The sequence below is a fragment of the Microbulbifer maximicatervae (SeqCode) genome (assembly GCF_052468155.1).
Window position 1 is genome coordinate 3,884,476 of the sequence record NZ_CP174335.1, and the last position, 16,211, is coordinate 3,900,686.

General features: G+C 48.1%; 16 protein-coding genes. 8 read left to right on the forward strand and 8 right to left on the reverse strand.

Going from position 1 to position 16,211, the window contains the following annotated elements:
• Positions 1–95: 95 nt before the first annotated feature.
• On the reverse strand, positions 96–1,355 hold the full coding sequence (locus ACJJIY_RS16530; RefSeq protein WP_445358396.1) for an FAD-dependent oxidoreductase: 1,260 nt from the start codon (positions 1,353–1,355) through the stop codon (positions 96–98).
• A 217-nt stretch (positions 1,356–1,572) separates the two neighbouring features.
• Here ACJJIY_RS16530 and ACJJIY_RS16535 point away from each other — a divergent pair, with 217 nt between their 5' ends.
• Positions 1,573–2,109, forward strand: a complete 537-nt coding sequence (locus ACJJIY_RS16535) for a lipocalin family protein (RefSeq protein WP_413665728.1) — start codon at positions 1,573–1,575, stop codon at positions 2,107–2,109.
• 166 nt (positions 2,110–2,275) lie between these two features.
• Here ACJJIY_RS16535 and ACJJIY_RS16540 read toward each other — a convergent pair whose 3' ends face one another.
• From ACJJIY_RS16540 to ACJJIY_RS16555, 4 genes are all read right to left on the reverse strand, one after another.
• Positions 2,276–2,749, reverse strand: a complete 474-nt coding sequence (locus tag ACJJIY_RS16540) for a thioredoxin family protein (protein WP_445358397.1) — start codon at positions 2,747–2,749, stop codon at positions 2,276–2,278.
• Positions 2,750–2,859: 110 nt separating this feature from the next.
• Positions 2,860–3,594 carry an SDR family oxidoreductase gene (locus tag ACJJIY_RS16545; RefSeq protein WP_445358398.1) on the reverse strand — a complete coding sequence of 245 codons (735 nt, stop codon included), beginning with the start codon at positions 3,592–3,594 and terminating at the stop codon, positions 2,860–2,862.
• 140 nt (positions 3,595–3,734) lie between these two features.
• Entirely contained in the window at positions 3,735–4,301 is a 567-nt protein-coding gene (locus ACJJIY_RS16550) for a carboxymuconolactone decarboxylase family protein (protein ID WP_445358399.1), read from the reverse strand.
• Between the two features lie 357 nt (positions 4,302–4,658).
• Positions 4,659–5,240: a TetR/AcrR family transcriptional regulator gene (locus tag ACJJIY_RS16555; RefSeq protein WP_413665724.1), complete on the reverse strand. Its 582-nt coding sequence runs from the start codon at positions 5,238–5,240 to the stop codon at positions 4,659–4,661.
• Between the two features lie 545 nt (positions 5,241–5,785).
• On the opposite strand from ACJJIY_RS16555, the gene ACJJIY_RS16560 reads away from it, so the two are divergent.
• The 6 genes from ACJJIY_RS16560 to arsJ all read left to right on the forward strand — a co-directional run bounded on the left by ACJJIY_RS16560 (position 5,786) and on the right by arsJ (position 12,118).
• A complete protein-coding gene (locus ACJJIY_RS16560) occupies positions 5,786–7,885 on the forward strand; it encodes a carboxy terminal-processing peptidase (protein ID WP_445358400.1) in 2,100 nt (699 codons plus the stop codon).
• Between the two features lie 91 nt (positions 7,886–7,976).
• On the forward strand, positions 7,977–8,792 hold the full coding sequence (xthA, locus tag ACJJIY_RS16565) for an exodeoxyribonuclease III (RefSeq protein WP_413665722.1): 816 nt from the start codon (positions 7,977–7,979) through the stop codon (positions 8,790–8,792).
• 98 nt (positions 8,793–8,890) lie between these two features.
• The gene (locus ACJJIY_RS16570) at positions 8,891–9,319 is read left to right on the forward strand and encodes an arsenate reductase/protein-tyrosine-phosphatase family protein (RefSeq protein WP_445358401.1); all 429 of its coding nucleotides are present in this window, start codon (positions 8,891–8,893) and stop codon (positions 9,317–9,319) included.
• Entirely contained in the window at positions 9,316–9,660 is a 345-nt protein-coding gene (locus ACJJIY_RS16575; protein ID WP_282932732.1) for a metalloregulator ArsR/SmtB family transcription factor, read from the forward strand. The genes ACJJIY_RS16570 and ACJJIY_RS16575 overlap by 4 nt, the downstream gene beginning before the upstream one ends.
• 84 nt (positions 9,661–9,744) lie before the next feature.
• On the forward strand, positions 9,745–10,749 hold the full coding sequence (locus tag ACJJIY_RS16580) for an ArsJ-associated glyceraldehyde-3-phosphate dehydrogenase (protein ID WP_445358402.1): 1,005 nt from the start codon (positions 9,745–9,747) through the stop codon (positions 10,747–10,749).
• A 121-nt stretch (positions 10,750–10,870) separates the two neighbouring features.
• The gene (gene arsJ / locus ACJJIY_RS16585) at positions 10,871–12,118 is read left to right on the forward strand and encodes an organoarsenical effux MFS transporter ArsJ (RefSeq protein ID WP_445358403.1); all 1,248 of its coding nucleotides are present in this window, start codon (positions 10,871–10,873) and stop codon (positions 12,116–12,118) included.
• A 268-nt stretch (positions 12,119–12,386) separates the two neighbouring features.
• On the opposite strand, the gene ACJJIY_RS16590 is transcribed toward arsJ, so the two are convergent.
• The 3 genes from ACJJIY_RS16590 to ACJJIY_RS16600 all read right to left on the reverse strand — a co-directional run bounded on the left by ACJJIY_RS16590 (position 12,387) and on the right by ACJJIY_RS16600 (position 14,962).
• On the reverse strand, positions 12,387–12,980 hold the full coding sequence (locus ACJJIY_RS16590; protein ID WP_444897226.1) for a cytochrome b: 594 nt from the start codon (positions 12,978–12,980) through the stop codon (positions 12,387–12,389).
• Positions 12,981–13,031: 51 nt separating this feature from the next.
• Positions 13,032–13,688 (reverse strand): DUF6962 family protein, encoded by a 657-nt coding sequence (locus ACJJIY_RS16595; protein ID WP_445358404.1) that lies wholly within the window; start codon positions 13,686–13,688, stop codon positions 13,032–13,034.
• Between the two features lie 263 nt (positions 13,689–13,951).
• On the reverse strand, positions 13,952–14,962 hold the full coding sequence (locus tag ACJJIY_RS16600) for an NADP-dependent oxidoreductase (protein ID WP_444897224.1): 1,011 nt from the start codon (positions 14,960–14,962) through the stop codon (positions 13,952–13,954).
• Positions 14,963–15,115: 153 nt separating this feature from the next.
• Between ACJJIY_RS16600 and ACJJIY_RS16605 the strand changes: the two genes are divergently transcribed.
• Entirely contained in the window at positions 15,116–16,024 is a 909-nt protein-coding gene (locus ACJJIY_RS16605; RefSeq protein ID WP_445358405.1) for a LysR family transcriptional regulator, read from the forward strand.
• The last annotated feature ends 187 nt before the right edge of the window (positions 16,025–16,211 follow it).

Sequence of the window (16,211 nt, forward strand, 5' to 3'; positions counted from 1 at the left end):
TACAGAAAAAAAATGTCTTTGCAAGCGAAATACGTTGTTAATATCGCCTTATTGGACTCATAGACTAATGGCTCGACGCCGAAATACTAAGCAAATCACCTGATTGGCAGGCCCATTTTCTGGACAAACTCAGCCCAAGAGTGCCACTTCAGCTCGTCGCTTTGCCATTTATTACAAATAGCTTGATGACCAACTGACAGCGACAGCAAGCTACCTGTCGCTTCAGATTGGGGATGCCGAGGCCTAGCTTTTGAGCGAACCCATTTCCCGGCCTCCTTTGCAGCTTCCACGGCGAGACCCCAGTGATTCGGCCAAACCGCCAAGAAATTGGCTATATCAAAGCTGTGGATGTGGTATGGACGCGGATAGTTTAACTGCACAAGAGCATCCCCATCCGGCCCTGGAGCGTCAGTTTTCCAACCTGCGTAAACACCCCAATGACAGCCGGCTGCCCAATCCTCAAACCCGGTCATACAATTTGCCAATCTATCCAGGGTATCCCGGATTAACGCCCTCTCTATGGGCGGGGCCACCCTCATGTCAACCACACCAGAGCGAAACCTGGGGTGCTCTGGATTGAGGGTGAGTATCCAAAGTCCCTCTCCACTTTCCAGCGGGTGATATGCCACTACCATGTCCATCAGGAAGGCTGAGATTGGAGGGGTATTAGCACCCTTAGCCAGCAACATATGTAGGGGCCGGACAACTTGGCTATCCCGCACTCCTTGAGCTGGCACTCCAAGACTTTCGAGTATTGCTGCATTGCCCGCCCCGCATGCTGAGAGAACCAACTGGGGTTTTATTTGGTGGGAGCTACCATTGATATCGGCAGAGACCTCAGTCACGCCACCACTATCTTTGTCGAACCTTCGGATACTCCCTTTCACCAGCTTCTCGCTAACAGGAGCACTAAAACGTCGATAGGCTTCAGCGCCGTCAAACATAAGGTCATCAGCAAATCGAAAGCACTGATGCGACGGCAAGCTAGTTGTTACCAGTGGAGCTGGTATCGGAACCTCTTCCACTGGAATACCCGCCGCAATCCAGTTGGGCTCGACAGTATCTAAAAATTCTCGGGGAAGCGCGGCATAGAAATCTGTTATGTGGCTATCAACACCATCGCTCTCCAGTTGTGTGCGCCAAAACTGTGCGGCCTTTAAGTAAGCCTTTGCCGCACTTGGGTGTGCCGCATTCCAGCCTGAGGAGAAATAACCATGAAAGTGTAACGACTCGGCATCGTCTAACCCCTGGTCTATTGCCAGCACAGAAAAATCTGTTGATAGCTCTCGCAACAATGAAATCGCTTGAATTCCGCCCCCTAATACCAGGACGTCTACGTCTACCGTTTTAGCCATGGTCAGCCTCAAACAAATCCTATCTATCACCACTTAGCAAAGGCTGGCCTTCTGTCAACTTCTAGGACCTCAGCTCATTCACCTAGGTGACACTTTTTTAAAATTCAGATTAAACACAGAACTTGGTTAATCCGTTCCAGTTATATCCCCGTAAAGAGATTGTCGCTTAGCTATGAAGCTGGCGGCCTAAAAAACTGCGAACACAAGGAGCGAGGAAATGAAGAGTTTATTGAGAGGTATAGGGATTGTACTGTTTGCACTCAGTACCCAGGCCGTTCTGGCAGATGATGAACTGGAAACGGTTCCCTATGTCGATGTGAATCAGTATCTCGGCAAGTGGTATGAGATTGCCCGGCTACCGCAAATTTTCCAGCCGGCTTGTACTGCGGTAACTGCGGACTACGGCCTCAATGATGATGGATCTATCAGCGTTTTCAATTTTTGTCGAATCTTACACCCAAAATATGGGTTCCCGATCAGTGTTCAGGGTACTGGAGTCCCCATTGATGAGACGAACAGTAAACTCGCTATCACCTTCTTTGAGGGTAAAGCTGCCGGCGACTACTGGATACTAGAGCTAGATCCTGGCTATCAGTGGTCACTCGTTGGTGATCCAGACCGCTCCAGCCTCTACCTGTTAAGCCGCACTCCCCAGCTGGATGAAGCTATTACAGACTATCTACTAGACCTGGCAGTTACAAAGCATGGTTACAACATTGACCACATCATCATGACCCGCCAGCTTACTGAGTAAACAAGAAAGCGGGTGTCACACTTCTGGCACCCGCCACTTAATAAACCACATTAACTTTTCATTAATTCTTTATAATCAATAGGTTAACTCATTGCATTAATGTATTTTCTTATATTTTTGTGTGCTTTATGTTCACCAAAGCATTCCTGTCAGCTAGCAACCCATATCAGTTATAGTTACCACTCCATTTAATAGAGCACCCCATACTTGGCAGCTGCTTTTCCGACCCTGTCCCAGTCTCTGCGATCAACTTCATTGCATTGACCAGCTCCCTGGTTCGGCCAGCCGGATTTCCCATTCCCGCATCATCGATTCGGCCTCGATATTGGAGCTCTCCATCCTTATTCAGCCCGAAGAAGTCCGGTGTACATACCGCCTGGTAAGCTCTCCCAACGGACTGATCTTCATCAACCAAATAGGGGAAAGTAAACCCATGGTCTCGGGCAAACTTCGCCATATAAGGAGGACTGTCAACCTGGTAATCGCGATAATCGTTTGACATAACGGCCAGAACATTAATGCCCAGTCCTTGTAGCTCTCGCACATCCTCAGCTAGACGATTTGCAATCGCCTGAACATAGGGGCAGTGATTGCAGATAAATGCAATCAACAGCCCCTTGCTTCCCAGATGATCCGACATTCGAAAGCTCTTGCCGTCAGGGTCTTTCAAGGTAAAGTCTGGGGCTTTCCATCCGAAATCACATACTGGTGTATCTAGTAACATTGCCCGATCCTCTCTTGGGTTCTACATTAGCTTTCTATCTCAAGTACGCCCTTGGCATAGGGAGCGTAAATTTTTGCGACCTCTTGAGCCATCTCATCTGGATAAACAAAAAAATCACCCGTTGTTAGTGCCTTCATAATGCCATCGAACACGATGCTCGCTGGAGGGGCTCCCTCTCCCATGCCTGCGGAGTCAGCCATATCCGTCTTGATTGGACCAGCAATAACACTGATAACTTGAGTCCCCTGCTCGACCCAGGCCTCCCTCAAACCCTGAGTTACTGCATAGGCAGCCGCCTTTGAGCCGGAGTAACCAGTAAATGGGAGAAAATTTTTGATGGATGCCAGTGAGTTCATTTGGACAAAGACACCCCCACCATTAGATTTCAAAACAGGGCCAAACGCTTTGGCCAGGTTTATCAGTGGGTAAACATTGCCCTCCATTTGATACTTGAAGCTCTCCACAGCATCATCGTCCAAGGGTGTCGATAGCTTCACTACGCCCGCATTAGAGACAACCAGATTGACATCACCGGCAACCTTTACAGCGTTTTGAATGGTTTCTTCACGTGAAAGATCAAATTCAATGGGGACAACCCTTTCACCATACTTTTGAACGAGCTGCCTCACCGAGGCTAGGTCGCGAACAGCGGTATACACTTTAACCGCGCCCGCATCCAACAGCCCCTCTGTAATGGCCTTGCCGATACCTCGATTTGCCCCTGTGATTAATGCAGTGATATTGCTAGCTTGAAGAGTCATTTCGTATACCTCAGTTACTTAAGCCGAATAAATTCAAATTTCGATTCGCAACACAGTTGCGGGCTCCGCTACGAATTGTTGATGGCCACCCCATGTCTCCTCAGTGAGGGCTGGATGGCCAATCAAGCCCAGGCCAGAAATCAGGCCACTGCCTCTCCTTCGGGAGTCCACTCATTAACTGCAAAGGCACTATCCAGGGCGGTCTCGGCAATGTGATTTGTATAATTCGACATAACTTTTAAAGCGGTACCTAGAACCACTTCCAGTACGCTCTGCTCCGTGTAGCCAGCAGCAAGGAAAGCGCTAACTTGTTCCTCCGTCGGCCAGCCACGGCTTTCATTCACTACCGCAGAAAATGTACGTAATGCCTCAAGCTTTTCATCTGCAATCGGTGTGTTACTACGCAATGCTTCAATAATTTCCGCTTCAACACCGGCCATTTGGGAAATGGATGTGTGAGCAGCCATACAGTAACGACACCCGTTCAGGCGGTTGTTTGTCATTAAGATGATTTGGCGCTCTGTCTCGGAAAGATTGGTTTTATCGAAAATTCCCGCCAAGGTCGTATAACCCTCAAGTAATGCGGGGGCTTCTGACATAGTTGCGAATAGATTGGGCACAAAGCCCATCGATTTCTTAGCGCCTGCAAGAAGAGGCTGAGCAACAACAGGAGCGGATTCAATCGTGTGAGTCTTGAAAGTAGCCATCATATTTCCTAACTAGGTAGCCATCATATTTCCTAACTAGATAGTTTCACTTGTTTGTAGCGATCGGTCCAAACCTGGTTAAAAAATAAGGGGAGACACCCCTGTAAACTGTATGTACCGATTGCTACAAACAATACTAATGAGTTTGTACCGATCGGTAAATATGATTTATATAACTATTTGCTATGCATTAATGCCTACTGAGAATGAACAGGAAAATATGAAGCCCTATCCAATACAAAATTGACAGGAGGATCAATGGAGGTCTGGAGAGGGAAATCACAGTGCAGCCCTGACAACCCAAAGGACGGCGCCAAGGCCCTACGAAAAGCTTTCAACACCAGAAGAAAGATCAGGTCAACGCAGCAAGTCTAATGCCTGTACCTTAATTCTGGAGAGGCTTTCCTTATTAAAAACTCCACGTGCCAACACTCGCAAGCCGACTAAAAGAGTCAGTAAACTATTGGCGCAGACTTCCGGGTCTACTCGATCAGATATCACACCTTTCTCTATCCCCAGGCGAACCTGCCTTGCAAAAAATGACTCAGTATCCCGCAAGCCCTTTTTTACAGCATCCCCAATATCGCTATCCAGGTTAGGCATATCGAGTGCGGTATTAACCAAAAAGCAGCCCTTCTTTTCCGGATCTGCAAGGCTTTGTTCAATTAGGGAGTCGAAAAGCTGACTGATAGCGCCGATAGGATCTTCCAACGACTCAAGCCGGGCCATTACGTCGCGCCGCTGCTCTCTCTCATACTTGAGTAAACTCAGGGTAAAAAGCTGCTTCTTACTGCCAAAGGCATTATAAAAGCTCCCTTTAGTCAGCCCAGTAGCTTTGAGCAGGTCGGCCAGAGAAGTCGCTTCAAAGCCTTTCTTCCAAAAGGCTTCCGTCGCTTTATCGACTGCGCTATCGACATCGAAACTTTTCTCCCAAGGCATAAGCACCTCACCTCAAACAAATCTACTGGCCATGTTACCACTGTTTGGACCAAGTGGTAAAAACACGATTCGCAGATTCAGATACTGGCACTCGCCCGATATTCGCCTATTGCTCCGAAATCAAAACACCATTTCTGCGGTCACAGTGATTATTGGAGCAACACTTCTAGCCGAGGAGCGCTCACTCGAATTAATAAAGTGGTAACTGGTGCAACTTCATGACCCTAAAAGCCTTCAAAGTCATCAAAGTGGTGCTGACCTATTAGTCAAAGTGCTTGTTTTTAACGCTTTTTTACAGTTGCAGTTACACAATAGTTATGATGACCATACATACTCAAGCCTTCAAAACGAGAAAAAATGCCTCAATTTCACACCCAATAGGAAAGCTATTTTGCTAAATACAGTGTTAAAGAAAAAGATCCATCTCTGATTAGAGGTATTTCATGCCCTTTGGAGCTTTCAGCCTTTATACTTGTCCTAAGCTATAGGTCGCCGAGCCATAAGGGCCGGACGCCTATGAAGTAGGACGTATAAAGAGACTCCCTATGCTTACCAATCGGATCGCCGCTTACTTTTCCGGCTTCTTGGTCATTGGCCTTCTTTCCACAAGTGTTCTGGCAGAGCCAGAGCGAATAGCCCCCGAAGAGGGTCAAGGTGGTACTGCACAAGAGATAGTCAGCAAGCTTGAAATGCTGCACTACAACAAAATCAAAATCGGCGACGAAATGTCCGAGAACTTGTGGAACGAGTATATCGATGCACTCGATCCCACTAAAAGTTACTTCCTCGCCTCTGATATCGATGAGTTCCGCGCGTGGGAAGCAGAGATGGATGACCAGCTTCGCGCTGGTGATGTCACCGCTGGGTTCAGTATCTACAACCGTTTCCGCCTGCGTATGGGGGATCGGCTAGATAATATTTTGTCCCAACTAGAGAAAGGCCTGCCCGCCTATGACTTTTCTCGGGAAGAGACCCTTGAGCTGGATCGGGAGGAAAGCCAGTGGCCCAACTCGATCAGCGCTGCAGATGAGCTTTGGCGTAAGCGCTTAAAGAGCAGCATCCTGAATCTGCGCCTTACCGGTAAAACCGATGAGGAAATCCAAGACCTTCTCGTACGCCGTTACAAAGGCCAAAAGAAGCGCCTCGAGCAGCAGAAGAGCGACGACGTATTTGAGCTCTATATGAACTCACTCACTCGTCTCTACGATCCACACAGCAACTACCTGTCACCGCGCTCATTGGAAAACTTTAATATGAGCATGTCCCTCTCCTTGGAGGGTATCGGTGCTGTGCTGCAGGCAGACGAGGAATACACCAAAGTTGCTCGCCTGGTACACGGTGGTCCAGCCGACCGCACCGGCAAGATCAAGCCCAACGATAAAATCGTGGGTGTTGGCCAGGATAAAGAAGGCGAAATGGTCGATGTAGTGGGCTGGCGCCTGGATGATGTTGTTGACTTGATTCGCGGCAAGGCCGGTACCTATGTTCGCCTGGAGACCATCCCCACTGGTGGCGACGGCACTCACAAGACTATCTTGATCAAGCGCAGCAAAGTTAAGCTTGAAGATCAGGCGGCCAAGAAGGCAGTGTTTGAATTCTCTGACGGCAGTAAGAGTTACAAGATTGGTGTGATTAACCTGCCGACCTTCTATATCGACTTCGATGCCTATCGCCGCCGCGACCCCAACTATAAGAGCACCACGCGAGACGTTGCCCGTCTGCTGAGTGAGCTTAAAGAGGAAAAGGTTGACGGTATTATTCTGGATCTTCGCAACAATGGCGGTGGTTCACTGCAAGAAGCCACCATGCTCACAGACTTGTTTATTGATCAGGGTCCTGTTGTGCAGATCCGTCATGCCAACGAGCAGATTTCCCGCCACAACCGCTCGCGCTCACGCGCCATGTACCGCGGGCCGCTGATGGTATTGATTAATCGCTTATCCGCCTCTGCATCCGAGATTTTTGCCGGTGCAATCCAGGATTACAATCGCGGTCTGGTAGTGGGCAACCAATCATTTGGTAAGGGTACTGTGCAAACTATGGCTCCCCTGAAGGAAGGCCAGTTGAAAATTACCCAGTCCAAGTTCTACCGGGTTTCCGGAGACAGCACACAGCACGCGGGTGTGAAGCCGGACATCGATATGCCACAGTTGATTGATGCCGAAAATGTAGGTGAAAGTGCTTACGATACTGCCCTGCCCTGGGACCGTATCCACGCTGTGCCTCATGCGAAGTATTTCAACTTGAAGATGCTGATCCCGAACTTGATTACCAAGCACAACAAGCGCACGGAAACAGATCCAGATTTTGTTTTCCTGCGCGATCAGTTCAAGTTCGACGCCGAGCGGGCTGACAAGAAGTATGTCTCTCTCAACGAATCAACTAGAGAGAATGAGCGCAAGTCCGTTAATCAGCGATTGCTGGATATGGAAAACCGTCGCCGCAAAGCTAAAGGCCTTGAACCCTACAAGAACTTTGAGGCATACGAAGAAAGCGAATCTGAAGAGGTGGCTAACATTGGTGGTCCTGTAGAGATCAAGTTGGAAAAAGATCCAATTTTGAATGAAGCGGGCTATATAATGGCGGACTTTATCGGCCTCGCCGATAAGGCCAGCAAGGCCCCGCCCCAAGTTGCCAACTTCTAAATACTGATAGGCACTGGGCGCGGCGTGCGCCCGGTCCGCGAACTAACTCTTAGGTCGGGCTAGCCCGACCTTTTTTATTTTGGGGGAAGAGATGAAGGTTGTTTCCTTTAACGTCAATAGTATTCGCACTCGCCTGCACCAGATGCAGGCCCTGGTAGACAACCATCAGCCCGATATCATCGGCCTACAGGAAACCAAAGTCACCGACGAAGATTTTCCAGTAGATGCGATAAAAGACCTGGGCTATGAGCTGATTTATTTTGGCCAAAAAACACACTACGGCGTTGCCCTGCTCTCACGTCTACCTTTTATTGATCGCGAATACGGTTTCCCAACTGATGCCAGCGACGCCCAGCGCCGTATGGTTGCCGGCAAGTTTGATATCGGCGGTCCTGAGCCCCTCACGGTTATTAATGGCTATTTCCCGCAAGGTGAAAATCGCGAGCACCCGGTTAAATTTCCGGCCAAGCAAAAGTATTACGCCGACCTGGATACCTACCTGCAAACCACGTGTAAGCCGGAAGCGCCTGTATTGGTTATCGGCGATATGAATATTTCACCCAGCGACCAGGATATTGGTATTGGTGAACCCAATCGCAAGCGCTGGCTGCGCGATGGAAAATGCAGCTTCCTTCCAGAAGAGCGCGAGTGGCTTCAAAAAATTGAAGGCTGGGGGCTCACCGACACTTTCCGCGCACAAAACCCAGAAACAGACGATGTATTCAGCTGGTTCGACTACCGAAGCCGTGGGTTCGATCGCGAGCCCAGACGCGGCCTGCGTATCGACTTGATTCTAGCCACCAACCCTCTTCTGGAAAAATGTGTCGGGACTGGCGTGGACTACGATATTCGAGCTATGGAACGCCCATCAGACCACGCGCCTGTATGGGCCGAGTTTAAGCTCTAAGCACAGGTTATAGCCCGCTGGTTCAGTGGGCTATTTTTAAGACTATGAATATATGGTTTTCCATATATAATTGTTAAAAAGCCAAATGGAGCCCTCCAATGAAAAGGCGTGTTCTGTTTGTTTGCGCTGGGGACTCTGCCCGCTCACTGATGGCTGAGGCACTGTTGCGGCATTTTGGAGGCAATTCATACGAAGCCGTTGGCGCCGGAACCAATGTCCATACAGTGGACCCACGCGCTCTGCAAGCGCTGGAGCGACTGGGGGTTTCAACAGAGGGACTCATTCCCAAAGTTGTAGAAGATGTAGCTGACCAACCTTTTGACCTGGTCATCACACTTTGCGACAAAAGCCGGGAAGAGTACGTACCCTCCCCAAAAGTTGACCAGATGATTGCCTGGAATTTTAAGGAACCGACAAAGCGACACTGCTTCTGCCCTTTTTACACCACGGCACGTGAATTGAGCACTCGCATCAAACTACTAGTCTTGGCCCAAGCCGAGGCGGATTTACGAAAAAGAGCGGCATGAACCCAGTACAGTTTTACAAATGCCTGGCCGATGATACGCGGCTACGCACATTGCTCCTTATTGCTCACGAGGAAGAGCTTTGCGTATGCGAGCTAACTGCGGCCCTCGAATTGAGCCAGCCGAAAATTTCCAGGCACCTCGCCTTGCTGAGAAGTTCAGACCTGCTCCAAGACCGCCGCCAGGGGCAGTGGGTGTTTTACCGAATCAACCCGGACTTAAATGCCTGGGCAAAGTCTGTACTGTTCGATACCTTGCAGGCGAACCAGCACTTTATTACCGAAGACCTCAACAACCTGATTCAAATGGGAGACCGGCCAGAGCGCACAAGTCTGTGCTGCTGATACCGCCTTCCGACCTAAGATTTAAACTATCCAGATATATATGATTTTTCATATGTGCCTGGCAGAAATGGAGCGAAATTAACAATGACCATCAAAATTGGGATCAATGGATTTGGCCGAATTGGCCGACTGGTACTGCGCGCTGCCTGGGATTGGCCTGAAGTTGAGTTTGTCCAGATTAATGACCCTGCCGGTGATGCAGCCACTCTCGCCCACCTGCTCAACTTTGACTCTGTACACGGGCGCTGGTACAGAGAGGCGAAAGCCGTTGATGACACAATTCAGGTTGATGGCAAAACAATAACCTGTAGCCGCAATTCCGCTATTGCAGATACCAATTGGAAAAACTGTGATCTGGTTGTAGAGGCCTCCGGTAAAATGAGAGCTACCGAACTTCTTCAACCCTACCTGGATCAAGGGGTAAAGAAGGTATTGGTCTCTGCACCAGTTAAAGAAGCTGGAGTACCAAACATTGTCCTTGGAGTAAATCAACATATATACCAGCCGGACAAACACCAGATTATTACCGCCGCTTCCTGTACGACTAACTGCCTTGCTCCAGTAGTAAAAGTTATTCACGAAAACCTGGGTATTCGTCACGGTTCAATCACCACTATTCACGATATCACCAATACCCAGACTATCCTCGACGCACCCCATGGAGATCTGCGCAGAGCCCGCGCTTGTGGTGCCAGCCTGATTCCCACAACAACAGGTTCAGCTACAGCTATTGCCACCATCTTTCCAGAGTTGTCCGGCCGCCTAAACGGCCACGCAGTTCGTGTTCCCCTCGCCAACGCATCCATTACCGATTGTGTTTTCGAAGTGGAAACCCCCACTACCCCAGAGGCAGTAAACCAGTTATTTAAGGACGCTGCAGAGGGTGAACTAAAAGATATCCTCGGCTATGAGGAAAGGCCCCTCGTTTCTGTGGATTACAAAACCGACCCCAGATCGAGCATTATCGATGCTCTATCGACCATGGTCGTTAACGGCACCCAGGTAAAAGTTTACGCCTGGTATGACAATGAATGGGGTTACGCCAACCGCACGGCGGAATTGGCTCGAATGATTGGCACCATGGGCTAAGCAGCCAAAGTACAACGGGGCCGGAAGGAAAGAACACACTGCACCTGAGGGGTACGCCTCTCCATGAGCTCATATTTTTTTCCTCCTGCTTTTAGTAAGTAGCAGTACACAGAACAAGATCATGCAGTTTCTTCACAATTTATCGTCGCCAGTGCGCCAATACTTGCTGGTAACAGGCAATTACTGGGCATTTACTTTGACTGACGGCGCTCTGCGCATGCTGGTGCTGCTGCACTTTCACGAACTCGGCTACAGCCCTTTGCAAATAGCCTTGCTTTTCCTTTTCTACGAATTCTTTGGCGTAGTCACTAATCTTGTCGGCGGCTGGCTCGGTGCCCGGATTGGACTCAACCGGACCATGAATTTGGGGCTGGCCTTACAGATTGTTGCTCTTTCCATGCTGCTGGTACCCAGTCAGTATCTCTCGGTCCCCTTGGTTATGGCCGCCCAAGCCCTTTCCGGTATCGCCAAAGACTTGAATAAAATGAGTGCGAAGAGCTCAATCAAGTTACTGGTGCCCGATCAGGCCAGTGGCACCTTGTATCGATGGATCGCCCTTCTTACCGGTTCGAAAAACGCGCTAAAAGGCTTGGGCTTCTTTCTCGGCGGTGCCCTACTCGCCTCACTTGGCTTTCAAGGCGCGATTGCATCGATGGCCCTAGCTCTTGGAATAGTTTGGATATTGAGTCTCAAGTTTCTTAAGCGGGACTTAGGGAAAGCCAAAGCAAAAAGCCGATTCAGAGATATCTTTTCCAAGAGTCCCGCAGTCAACATATTGTCAGCCGCGCGCTTACTCTTGTTTGCTTCCCGGGATGTTTGGTTTGTTATTGCCCTACCGATTTTCCTGGCCAGCCAGTTCGGTTGGAGCCACTGGCAGGTAGGTGCCTTCCTGGCATCCTGGGTGATCGGTTACGGCATAGTGCAAACCCTGGCCCCAAAGGTCACGACGGCACGTTCAGCCCAGGCTCCGGATGGGCGAACCGCGCTCTTCTGGGCAATAGCGCTCACTGCAGTGCCCGCATTAATCGCAATCGCATTACACAAAGGGGTGGATCCACAGCCCGCCGTAATGGGTGGACTTTTGATGTTTGCTGTACTCTTCGCCGTAAATTCATCTTTACACAGCTACTTGATAGTTGCTTATGCTCGGGAAGATGGCGTCTCTATGGATGTGGGCTTCTACTATATGGCAAATGCAGCTGGGCGATTGCTAGGGACACTGCTCTCAGGGTGGGTATTCCAAACTCAGGGGTTGGTGGCTTGCCTACTTATTTCCAGCGCTTTTCTTCTGCTAACCGCACTGGTTTCACTGGGTTTGCCCAGACACAAAACCGGGGCTCAGGAGGTTGGCAGCTTAAATAGGAGCTGATCCGATAGCAGCATGAGTGCTACTTGCCAGCGAAGGCTGGCAAGTAGGCTGAGGGACCATTTCGAATTGCGCGATTCGATATAGTTTGGACTCAGGTATGCACCCCATTTGAAATAGAATCAAAGCAAGGACCAAATACCTCATATAACACCCACCTCAAGTCCAAGTGCACAGCTCCACAGGAGCTGCAAAAACTCGAGGTTAAAATGTCTGGATTTGGCGCTCAATGCCTATTTGCCACTACTTTCTGCCAAAACCATCGCAGGAACTATGACTTCTTAGTCGCGGTCATTCTTAGCAAAGTCCGATCCTTTTTGATGTAGTGGTGATATAGAGCGGCCATTACATGCCCCAAGATTAAGATCCAGACCACCCACTCTCCCAGGATCTCTTTATGGATAAAATCGACTGGCTTCTCAAACTGTTCGAATGTCATCCCCATCCGATCCTGAACTATCGCCACAAAGGCTTGGGTGCTCTCAAACTTAGGAATTTCAAACAGGAAAAAGTAATCCGTATCCACGCCTGTTCCGATATACCCTGTTAGCGGAGCGACGATCATAATCAAGTAGAGAAGAACATGACCGGTATGAGCGGCAAAATGTTCCAGGGAGCTACCTGGTTCTAATGGCGGTGGCGGATTAGTGAGACGCCATACGATTCTTAGGATGACGATCACCCCAATGGTGACACCAATAGATAGATGTAACTGCAAGGCAGTCCAATTCGCCGGTGTTTCCTCTTGGGTAAACCACTGGCGGTAGTAGACTGAAATATAGGAACCCAAAAACAATAAGGCCGTTAACCAATGTAGCCACTTGGCTACTGAACCGTAACTGTCAGGTTGATTTCTCAGGTTCATTCCTATTTCTTTCCCACTTCCGAAAACTATATTCTATCGGCAATTCGCCTACTATTTCTCCGAGTAGAATCTACGTAAACCCAAAATAAAGAGTACAACACCAAACGCTTGGACAAAATGATAGATAATATTGTGATTAAGGTCCCAAATGATACTGACTGATAAACTTCCATCTAACTGGACAGCCATTGCAACAATACTAACTATCGAGCCAAGTGCCATAAACCAACTGCCACGCGGTGAGCTTTGTCTCCTTAAGGCTAATGTAGAATACCCTATAAAAGCCACTGCACTGATTAAAAACTGATAAACAGCAAAGGCAAAAATTTTATCTTTAAGTGAAAACGAGAAAACAAAAACTATCAGAAAAATAAATAATACTGGAAAAATAGCCCGTTTGGAAAAACCTTCATTCACCAAATCTACGCTAACCGCAAGAACAAAAGAAGAAATTAGTAAACCAAGTAAAACAAGCACTCCATACCATAAACAAACTCGAAAATATGGAGGGATTTCAAACCCGTGATAGATAGCTGCCACTAATGAGGCTATGAACATGATAGTGAAAAAAATAAGCCAAATACTTCTTTTCCACTGCTTCCTCCTTACAAACACCAACAAATAAAGGGCGCCAATAAATGCGACCAGAGCCAGCCCGACATTAGTAATTGCAGTTAATAGGTCTATTTCGCCATGTACTAGAGTCATTCTATTTCGAATATAGTCGACACACTTTCATATACATTCTCTATCCAACCCAGATCGTAACCCTTTATAGCGATATATCAGACTTTATGAAGATCAATTGAACATAGGTGTGTCATCTACGAAAACTCAATAATATCAATTTCTCTAGTGCAACCTCAATAATAAGGTAGATGCAAAGTTTAAAAAGCACAGAGACAGACAAGAGCCAGCGCGCCATTATATCTCAAGGCGGCACTGACACTTATTGATCGTTTCAACTCTTATTAACTGGCTATAACTGATACAATCACCTTGCCTTTAGCGCGTCCCAAAGCGAGATATGAGAAAGCTTCTTTGCCTTGCTCTAAAGAATAGATCTTGTCTATCACCGGGGATAGTATCTTCTGTTGGTACAAATTTCCTAGCTCACTCAGATGCTCTCCACTAGCTTCCATAATAACCATTCTATAGAGCGCGGACTTTTCCTTCGCGGCCTTCATCAGCTTTCGCGACTTAAGCGCCAATAGCTTGCGGAGCAACCAACCTAGCCCAAGCTCTTCAGCTGTCTGCGGATCTAAAGCCCCTTTAACTGAGACAACACGCCCACCGATTTTCAGGACCTGAAATGCATCCAAAGCATACTGACCACCCAAAGTATCGAATACGACATCCATATCAGATAGTAATCGCCGGTAGTCATCTTTTTTATAATCAATAACAAGGTCGGCACCGAGTGCTTTCACCCACTCCACATTCGCGCTACTTGTTGTAGTCACCACATAGGCGCCTACAGACTTCGCCAATTGGATCGCCATAGAGCCAACACCACCTGAGCCTGCATGTATCAGCACTTTCTCTCCGGACTTCAAGCCCGCAACTTTGATCAAAGACTGATAGGAGGTCAGCCCAACAAGCGGAATACCCGCCGCTTCACTGTGTGACAAGTTTTCGGGCTTTGCAGCCAGGTGGGAAACACTAACGGTGAGATATTCTGCAATAGTGCCCACATGATCCTCCCCCACCCTGGAAAACACCAGGTCCCCTACACTGTATCCAGCAACATTATCCCCCACTGCTACAACTTCACCACTGACATCCCGGCCAATACCAACCGGAAATACTTCCTTTCGTACCGATTTAAGCTCCCCCCGCAACATCATATTATCAACTGGATTTACGCTAGCCGCATGCACCCGAAGCAAAACTTCACCAGCCTTGGGGGTGGGAACCTCAGCTGACTGAAACTCCAGGCTGCTATCAATATCCCCATAGCGAGTCATTTTCAAAGCTATCATTGGTCATCCTAACAATCGGTTCAACACAAACATTGAAAGCGATAGTGCCCATACTGCCATCATAAAAACAGGTGGTAATAGGTATAAGTCTTTTGTCATTTTGGCAATAATGGGGAATATTTTGAGACGATGACAGACAGTTAGAAGTTGATTATGGACAAAATCAGAGCATTGCGTTACTTCAAGCGGGTGGTAGAACTGAATAGCTTTACTGCAGTTGCTGAAGAATTTGAGGTTCCCGCCTCATCAATCTCCCGCCGCGTAAAAGATCTGGAGCAGTCCTTAGGAGTGGAGTTACTGCAACGCAGTACCCGCCAAGTCAAGGTTACTGAGCTCGGCAAGCTCTACTATTCGATGATAAGTAAAGCAATTCGCCAGCTTGAACAGGCTGATGAACTGGTTAGCCATACATTTGAAGCGCCCAAAGGTCTGATACGTATCAGCTGTCTTCCAACTTATGGAGAGCAGCATTTAACCCCCCTTCTTGAGAAGTTTGCCCAACGTTACCCCAACATCGTATTCGACTTAACCTATAACGATGACTTGTCCCAGTTAGGAAAAGATCCCATTGATATTGCGATTCGCGGAGGGTTTGCCCCGGATGAGCATGTTATTGCCAAACGCCTATCGGATAATGAGTTCACCCTTGTAGCTACACCGCAGTTTATCGACAAGTTGGAGCATAGCCTCCCCTTAAGCAAGTCGGCGATTGAGTCAATTGCTACCTTGCAATACCGGGGGCCACGTGGCGTCATTGAGTGGTACATACTCAATGACGAGCACTGGGAGCCCCTGAAGTTGACCCCAAAAGTTATCAGCAATAACGGTAAAGCATTAACAGCAGCCGCCCTCAATCACCGCGGTATGTTCTGCGTACCTTCCTGGAGTATTTGTAACTATCTAGATACAGGGGAGCTTGTACAGGTACCTTGCGAGGGTAAAGTCTCAGTCAGCCCCGGTGGCGATCTGGGAGTATTTCTTCTTTATGAGCGCACTAAATACCAAACCCCCAAAATAAAGCTTTGCGTAGATTTTATCTATGAAAATTTGAATGGGCGATAGAAGAAAGCTAAAACCCCTTGCTTTACTATTTAAATCATATCGATCACTGATACTGATTTGATTAAGATCGCCATTAGAGAATCACTTTTCTCTCGTTACTATTCGAAGAGGTTTATATTCGATTACAAACTTATATCCCGAGTCACCAACACACTGGACATATAACAACCTCACAGAAAAATAAAAA